The 8,281-nt window shown below is 30.2% G+C and carries 7 protein-coding genes and 1 pseudogene; 5 read left to right on the top strand and 3 right to left on the bottom strand.

Annotation, left to right across the window (positions count from 1 at the left end; all coding sequences use genetic code 11):
- The 4 genes and pseudogenes from V6U76_RS03480 to ffh form a co-directional block, all read left to right on the top strand.
- A pseudogene (locus V6U76_RS03480) lies at positions 1-187 on the top strand (Rpn family recombination-promoting nuclease/putative transposase); the annotation flags it as partial.
- Positions 188-268: 81 nt separating this feature from the next.
- Positions 269-1,075 (top strand): enoyl-ACP reductase FabI, encoded by an 807-nt coding sequence (locus V6U76_RS03485; RefSeq protein ID WP_333023623.1) that lies wholly within the window; start codon positions 269-271, stop codon positions 1,073-1,075.
- A gap of 89 nt (positions 1,076-1,164) precedes the next feature.
- On the top strand, positions 1,165-2,736 hold the full coding sequence (locus V6U76_RS03490; protein ID WP_333023625.1) for a proton-conducting transporter transmembrane domain-containing protein: 1,572 nt from the start codon (positions 1,165-1,167) through the stop codon (positions 2,734-2,736).
- Positions 2,721-4,073, top strand: a complete 1,353-nt coding sequence (ffh, locus tag V6U76_RS03495) for a signal recognition particle protein (protein ID WP_333023627.1) — start codon at positions 2,721-2,723, stop codon at positions 4,071-4,073. Before V6U76_RS03490 ends, ffh begins: the two co-directional genes overlap by 16 nt.
- 40 nt (positions 4,074-4,113) lie before the next feature.
- On the opposite strand, the gene V6U76_RS03500 is transcribed toward ffh, so the two are convergent.
- Together V6U76_RS03500 and V6U76_RS03505 are read right to left on the bottom strand one after the other, a co-directional pair.
- On the bottom strand, positions 4,114-5,331 hold the full coding sequence (locus V6U76_RS03500) for an ankyrin repeat domain-containing protein (RefSeq protein WP_333023629.1): 1,218 nt from the start codon (positions 5,329-5,331) through the stop codon (positions 4,114-4,116).
- A gap of 269 nt (positions 5,332-5,600) precedes the next feature.
- Positions 5,601-7,025, bottom strand: a complete 1,425-nt coding sequence (locus V6U76_RS03505) for an ankyrin repeat domain-containing protein (RefSeq protein ID WP_333023631.1) — start codon at positions 7,023-7,025, stop codon at positions 5,601-5,603.
- Positions 7,026-7,291: 266 nt separating this feature from the next.
- Here V6U76_RS03505 and V6U76_RS03510 point away from each other — a divergent pair, with 266 nt between their 5' ends.
- A complete protein-coding gene (locus V6U76_RS03510; RefSeq protein WP_408647420.1) occupies positions 7,292-8,098 on the top strand; it encodes a phage major capsid protein in 807 nt (268 codons plus the stop codon).
- A 39-nt stretch (positions 8,099-8,137) separates the two neighbouring features.
- Here the strand turns inward: V6U76_RS03510 and V6U76_RS05595 are convergent.
- Positions 8,138-8,281 (bottom strand): hypothetical protein (locus V6U76_RS05595; protein ID WP_408647421.1); only part of this gene is annotated, 144 nt, incomplete at its 5' end.

Below are 8,281 nucleotides of genomic sequence, written 5' to 3' on the forward strand. Positions count from 1 at the left end.
TTTAGATCTTCAGAAAGAAGAAAATATCCTCGCTCAAAAACTCGACGATGCTAACCAGAAAGGTAAAGAGGAAGGGAGGATTGAAGGCAAGATTGAAGTTGCAAAAAATTTACTTAAAGCTGGAATACCTGTTGACTTGATAGCTGAATCTACTGGCCTTCCTATAAATGAAATAAAACAACTTTAGAATTTATCTAACGCTCTAATGTTGACTTAAGTTCACACTTAAGTTATTTAAAATACAAGAATTTTGAGAGTTTTAAGAGGTATGAAATTGCTAAAAGGGAAAAAAGGTATCATTACTGGTATGATAAATGATAGGTCTATAGCATATGGTATAGCAAAAACCCTTTTTATGAATGGTGCAGAGCTTGCATTTACATGCCAAAATGACACAATAAAAAAGAAAATTCTACCTATAGCCAAAGAATTTGATGTTAATGAAAAGTTTGTACTAGAGTGTAATGTTGTTGATGAAAAAAGTATAGGTAATCTTTTTGATACGCTGGAGAAAGAATGGGGTAGTTGTGATTTCCTAGTGCATTCAATAGCATTTTCAGATAAAAATGAATTGAGGGGTAGATACATTGATACATCACTAGATAATTTTCTCAATTCCATGCATATTTCGTGCTATTCTTTTACATCTCTTGCAAGAAGAGCTGTAAAAATAATGAATAGTGGAGGTGGTTTATTAACTATGTCATATTATGGTGCAGAAAAGGTTATGCCTAACTACAATGTTATGGGTTTATGTAAAGCTGCATTAGAAGCTAGTGTCAGATATTTGGCATGTGATTTAGGTCCGTCATTAGGAATTAGGGTTAATGCTATTTCTGCTGGTCCTATAAGAACTCTAGCGTCATCTGCAATAGGTGATTTTTATGATATTTTGAAATGGAATCAGGAAAACTCTCCTTTGGGACGTAATACTACTATTGAAGATGTAGGAAAAGCAGCATTATATTTAATAAGTGACCTAAGCAGTGGTACTACTGGAGAAGTCTTGCATGTAGACTCAGGGTATAATATAGTAGGAATGAGAGCGATTCAAGCTAAAGTCCAAGCAACTTAGGCAATAATGCAAACAAAATTTATAAGGTAGTTTTATTATGAAAAGGACAAAAATACTCAATATTTTCCTTTTATCGATCTAGAAGTAAGATGCAATCCTGCAAAGCCTTATTATCGCTTACTTTAATTTCATTACTGCTAATTATATTTTATACTGCATCTATTGAAGGTAATAACCTTGCTTTTAACTTATTGAATACAGAAATAACAAGCTTAGATTTATCTATTTATAGAATGGTAAGTTATCTTTTATTTATTTCATTTCTTATAGTCTTATCTCTTAAAAATCTAACGTTTTTTGAAACTTTTTCTCTTGGCTTTTATACTATAAGTTCGATTGCTGCAATCTTGTCTAAAAAAATTATTTTAATGGTCGTATTTTTTGAATTAATGGTATTTAGTGCATTCTTAATTCTTTCTAAGAATAAAGAACCTGCTGTTAGATATGTTTGTACACATCTTTTTGCTGGAATGATTTTGCTTGTAGGTGCTGCTTATTCAGAATTTGGAGGCTCATCAAGTTTAATTATGATAGGCTTATTAATAAATTGTGCATGTTTTCCTTTCTCTTTCTGGGTTGTGGATGCTTACCCAGCTGCATCACCATACAGTGTGATTTACCTTTCAATATTTACAACTAAAATTTCATTTTTGGCTATGCTTGTTCATACGGAGGCCTTGTTGTCAGAATATTCTAAAGTATTAATGTTTTTTGGTTTTGCTACTGCAGTTTACGCGATTATATTTGCGTCTCTTGAAAAACATATTCATAGATTTTTATGTTATAACGTTGTTGGACAAATGGGATTGTTGATTCTAGTTGGAGGATTGCTCAGCTTATCAGAAAATAGAATTTCTTGCATCACCGTGCAAATCATTGCTTCTGTTACCTATCAATCTTTACTCTTCTTTGTCGCTAATGCAGTAATTATCAGAGTAAAAGCTACTAATTTTGATAGTATAGGTGGTTTGTTTAAGTATATGCCAATTGAAGCTATATGTTCACTTGTTGCAATATGTTCAATGGCTGCATTTCCAGGAACTATAGGTTTTATCAGCAAATCATACGCAATTGCAAGTGTTACTGAGAAAAATGCTACTACCGGATTATACTTAATCTTATTTAAAATTTTAAACTTTTTATTTTATTCTAGCGTAGGATTAAAATTTTTTTATTATATATTCATAGCTAAAAGTAAACTAAGGATATCACTTGCACGGAGAAGCAAATATTCTTACTTACCAATGATCATTTTATCTTTTATATGTCTTGCTGCTGGTTATCCTTACCTTTTTAATAAATATTCAATATATAATCTAGAGAACGTACTGTCTCAACTTAGTTTATTATTCTGTACTACATTATTGTTTATACTTTTACGCCAGATATTTTTACCAAGAGTAAATTTTAGGATGGATATTGATTGGATATTTAGAATGTTTATTTCTTATTTTGCGGTTCTACTTGAAAAGCTGATTTCTTATACTAAGAAAATAGTAATAGCTACATTGCAGAGCTTGACTAAGCTACTTGTTACTTCATACTCTAAGAATATAATTAAGTGCAAAAAGGTATTTAATTACAATTCAGTAAGTTTTGCATCGATTTTTTCATTATTTATAATGAGTATTTTTTTAATATTAATATGTTTAAGTCATTAACTAATAGTTTAAATTCAATATTTAATAAATTAAAATCTCAGTCATTCATTTCTGAAGATGATTTTAATCGTAGTATGCGGGAAATTCGCTTGGCATTAATAGAAGCAGATGTTGCTCTTGGAGTAGCAAAAGATTTTATTACTAGCATAAAAGACAAAGCGATTGGTGAGAAAGTCATAAAAAGTGTTTCTCCTGCACAGATGATAGTTAAAATTGTACAAGACAATTTAGTTTCAATTTTAGGTTCAGAAAAAAGTGACTTAAATATTAATGTCAAACCTCCTGCTGTAATTATGATGGTTGGCCTGCAGGGTGCAGGTAAAACAACTACCTCTGGAAAACTTGCACTAAAATTAAAAAGGCAAAAGAAAAAAACTATGCTCGCCTCTCTTGATATATATAGGCCAGCAGCACAAAAACAACTTGAAATGTTAGGAAAGCAAATAGATATACATACTTTGCCGATAGTATCAAACGAAAAAACCATTGAAATAGCACGTAGAAGTCTAAGTACAGCAAAAAATGATGGATATGATGTCCTAATATTAGATACTGCTGGTAGGCTTCATATTGATCAGGATATGATGGATGAGCTAAAAACCATTAAAGAATTAGTCTCTCCTTCAGAGATAATTCTTGTGGCGGATTCTATGGTTGGTCAAGATGCAGCTAATACTGCCAAGATTTTTAATGAGAAAATAGGAATAACTGGGATTATTTTGACACGTGTGGATGGTGATTCACGCGGTGGAGCTGCTCTTTCAATGAAAATGGTGACTGGGTGCCCAATAAAATTTCTTGCGTGTGGTGAAAAATTAAGTGATTTAGATGACTTTCACCCAAGTAGAATCGCTCAAAGGATACTTAATATGGGTGATGTTGTTTCTTTAGTAGAGAAAGCTGCAGAAATTATTGGACAAGAGGAAATTGATAAATTACAACAAAAGGTAAAAAAAGGTAGGTTTGATTTAAATGATCTAGCAGAGCAACTTAAAACTCTTAATAAAATGGGTGGACTAAGAGGAATTATGAAATTTATTCCTGGTGTTGGTAGTGCGTTAAAAAAACAAGGTGGTTTTGATGACAGCAAAGTTAAAAAATATATAGCTATCATTAATTCAATGACACCAAAAGAAAGGCAATATCCTAGTATTCTCAATGGAAAAAGAAGGTTAAGAATTGCAAAAGGTTCAGGAACTAGTGTGGTAGATATAAATTTATTGATAAAGCAGTATAGCCAAATGAATTCATTGGTAAGTAAGTTTAGTAAAGTTGACCATGGTAAACTTAAAGAATCAGATTTAATTGAAATGTTAAATAAAAAAGGTAAATTTTAGCTCTAGTATTTTATAATAGATGTAGCCTCACTATTCACATTTACAATACTACACAACAACTTCTGTGCTCTTCTACAATATTAATATCTGAAATCTGACTTCCCACTTTTTCTTCTTTTATTTTGTCTTCTTCTTCTTTTATTTTCTCATTCAAAACACGAGCGAGCGCTGTTTGAAGAAGCATTGGGGGAGTAAGCTTTGAATTATTATAATTAATTACCTGATTGTTAACATTAGGAAGCAGATCTTTTAATTTAAGTTTAAACCCATTGTATGTGTTGTAGGCTAGATCAAGATAGTCAAGTGTAAGTCTACTGTACTTATTCTTGTCTTCTAGGTCAAGATAATCAAAAGATCTTTTATGCTTAACTTTGTCTTCCAGATTAAGATAGTCAAGCGTAGTTTTACACTTATGTTCTAAATCACTACAACCAACTATCACTGATACATCAGAAACAGAATGTAAAAGCCTGTTAATTTCTGAAAAAACAAATTCAACCAATTGATCGTAAGACATCATATATTTTAAGTTTTTACTATGAAGTTTAGATAACAGCTTAATTAAAGGTTTATTATTACGAATAAAAATGAAATGTTTTCTATCTTCTAAATATTGTATTTTTAACAATTCATTTCCTTCTATGAATTCTTTATTTTTCTTAAATCCATCGTTATTAGTAGTATTTGGATGAAAATTTTCTGATTTTATAATATAATGTATTAATAAGTTTTTAATTTTTGAGCTTTCAGTGTGAGTCAGAGGAGTATGTCCATGCTTATCAATTGCATTAATATTAGCTTCTTTATCTATCAAATATTTTGTTATCCAATATTTACCACTTAAAGTAGCAAAATGCAAAGGAGTTTGTCCATTTTTATCTGCTTTATTTATGTCTGCTTTAGCTCGTATTAAAGCTCTTACTATATTAGTGTTACCAAGTACAATAGCAAAATGCAAAGGAGTCCATTCATTCTCAGTAGTTACGTTGAGATCAACATTATCTTCTTTTGTTAAGGCTATTAATATATTGGTATGATTCCATACAGCAGCAAAGTGTAGTAACGCTCCTATAGAACATACTATACTATCAGTCTGAAATAAATGATTTACGTCAAAATCAACTTCCTGCCACCTATCATATTCAGTTTTACCTTTTCTTTTTAATTTTGCTTTTAGTGTTTTTATTATTTTATCCTTGCTTAAATTTTTCTTTTTATTAAGAGAATCTAATATTAATTTCAATTGGTAGTGTTCCATAATTTACTCTTTAGTGTGATCAATATTTTAATTATTAAATAAAATAATTAAAAAGTCAATTTTTTTTATTAAAAGTAAATTATAAACTTATTATCTTATTAAGATATATAACTAACATATAATTTCTAATAAATAAAAGTACGGTGCAAGAAATTTAAATTACAAATAAAAAGTTTGCCGCTAAACGCTTCAGGCGCTCATCATAGAAGTATTAATTTACTGATAGAGAAATAAAGTAAAAATATGGTTGCAAGAACTGCCACCTACATTTATTGTATTATACAGCCTTTGTGCTCTCCTGCAATTTGAACATCTGAAATTTTAGTTTCAATAACATTCTCCATAACAGCAGAAACAGATGCTTGAAGTGATTCATCATTCTTTTTAAGAAGATACTTTTCTCTACTTTGTGAGTAGATATCTTTTAACGATTTGTTACTACCTATGAGTTCCTTATCTTGCTTAAATGCAAGATGCTCAGTAACATCAAGTTTAAAAATTTCTAATTCTGCAATACGATCTACTAACAGCCGTTTAATTTCTCTACTACCGTCATCTGTATATTGCATAATATAAGATAAAGGGGTACGACCATAAGCGTCCAATTCATGGATGTCATACACATGATTTATTAAAGACTTTACAATTTCTGGATGCCTCTTCATAACAGCTTGATAAAAAGGACTGAAACCTAAGGAGTTATTAATATTAACATCTGCATTATTCTCTATTAAAATTTTTACAGCATTTTTTCTCTCGTACAAAACAGCCAAAAATAAAGGAGTGCTACTGTTATGATCTAATATGTTAACGTTTACATTGTTTTGTATTAAAGTATCCATTATATTAGTGAACTCATATATAGCAGCAAGGTGCAACAAGGAACGTTTAAAATGATTTGATTGAAATAAATGATTCAGATCAAATCTAGCCTCCTCCCACTGATCATACAATACTTTATATTCTTTTTTTAATTGTACTTCTTTTTGTTTTTTTAATAGTTCTTGAAATTTTCCAACAAATTTTTCAACTATATTATCTTTATTAAAGCTTTTATCCTTATTCAGAGTATGCAGTATGAATCTTAATATTGGAAATTCATTTTCAGTGCATACTGATTTTCGTTCTTTTTCTCTTTTGCTAATTTCTGCGTTTATTTCTTCTAAAATCTCTTTTATCTTTGTAAAACCTTCTTTCTCAGCAATACCAAACAAGGAAAAGAAGTTTGACGTGTTAGCAGTTTTAAAATAATGATTAGTACTAAATCCAACTTTCTTCCACGTTTTATACAGTGCTTTGTTTTCTTCTTTTAATCGTCCTTTTATTTTTTCAACCATATTATCTTTATTTAGGTTTTTATCATTATTAAGATCACACAGTATGTATTCTAGTATTTTGTATTCTATATCCTCTTCTAATTGAAAATTTATTCTTTCTTTTAAAACTTTTTCTACATTGGTAAATTGTACTTGACTAGCAATGTTCCACAAGGAAAAGTGTCTGTGATCTGCTAATTCAAAATTGTGATTCACATTAGATCCAGCTTTCTTCCACTGCTCACACAATACTTTGTCTGCTTTTTCTAATTGTTCTTCAAGTTTTTCAACTATATTATATTTATTTAAGTCTCCGTCCTTATCAAGATTATCCAGTATATCTTTTAATGTTTGGTAGAAATCTTTTTGATCATGCATAAATTACCCCTCTAGTACAGTTAATAGTATAATACAATAGTAACAAAAGTTAAATCTAATATCAAGTAATAAATCCGTTAGTCATGAAAAAAATTCTAAATTATGCTTGACAGATTGCTGATTAAAGTATATTATAAGAATAATTTCTTTTAGAATCGTTTCTGGTTCTAATCCAATCTTAAAAAATTTTTAAGTCTTGTTGCAATTCTGCAGCAAATTTCAATTTTAACAATTCAATTTAGGAGGCTATTATATCACTTACAGATATTACTCATCGTATTAACGAACTCGCTTCATCATGGGAGCAGTTTAAATTTATCAATGATCGTAGATTAAAAGAAATCGAAAATAAAGGATATGCTGATTCTGCAACAATAGAGCAATTACAGAAAATAAATAACACTGTTTCTGATTGCAAAGAACGGATTAATTTACTGGAAACTGTAGCTCAGAGGCCTGAAATAAGCAGTTTAGATTTAACAGATAAGTATTTTGCTAATTATCTGCGTAAAGGCATAACTGAGGGACTGCATGAAAAATCCTTGAGTTCAGAGAATGATACTAGTGGAGGATACCTTGTTGCTCCACATATTTTAAAACGCATACATAAGAATATTAATGATTTATTACCCATGAGGCAGATATGCTCTCACCAAAAAATTTCAACTGAAGCCTTAGACTATATTATAGAAGGCAATAGTAAGGCATTCGCTGGTTGGAGTGGTGATATAACAGATGCAGGTGATCCTAGATATAATTTTATGGAAAATACTAGTACACCAAAAATAAATAAGATTAGCATCACAACATATGAGTTATACGCTCAACCACAGATCACACAAAAATTACTTGATGATGCATTTGTTGACGTTGAGAGTTGGTTAGTGGAAAAGATTGTTGAAACTTTTAGCACAAAAGAGAGTGAGGCCTTTATTAAAGGTAATGGAAACGTGCAGCCTAAGGGCATACTGTCCTACAAAGATGGAAAAGAATACGACGAAATAGAGCAAATTAAAACTGAGAAACTTGATAGTGATTCTCTAATAATCCTATTGCACATATTACAACACTAATGTAGATAACATTGCTGTATTTTTTCATCCTATTATCAGCTATTTTCCTCTCTCTCTAAGTAATAGCTTTATTAACTTTTTATCATTTAATCTTATTGCATGTTGAAAAACATCTGTGGCATCTGCTTCTTTTGCAAGCAGCAGTTTTACTATATGAGAGTGATTGTTTTTTGCTGCAAGATA

The sequence above is a fragment of the Wolbachia endosymbiont of Pentidionis agamae genome (genome assembly GCF_036711655.1).
In the GTDB taxonomy this organism is placed as follows: domain Bacteria; phylum Pseudomonadota; class Alphaproteobacteria; order Rickettsiales; family Anaplasmataceae; genus JAZHPY01.

Coding starts and splice junctions, on each gene's coding strand:
- V6U76_RS03490 (WP_333023625.1), top strand. CDS start 1,165: ATGCAATCCTGCAAAGCCTTATTATCGCTTACTTTAATTTCATTACTG.
- V6U76_RS03500 (WP_333023629.1), bottom strand. CDS start 5,331: ATGGAACACTACCAATTGAAATTAATATTAGATTCTCTTAATAAAAAG.
- V6U76_RS03505 (WP_333023631.1), bottom strand. CDS start 7,025: ATGCATGATCAAAAAGATTTCTACCAAACATTAAAAGATATACTGGAT.
- ffh (WP_333023627.1), top strand. CDS start 2,721: ATGTTTAAGTCATTAACTAATAGTTTAAATTCAATATTTAATAAATTA.
- V6U76_RS03485 (WP_333023623.1), top strand. CDS start 269: ATGAAATTGCTAAAAGGGAAAAAAGGTATCATTACTGGTATGATAAAT.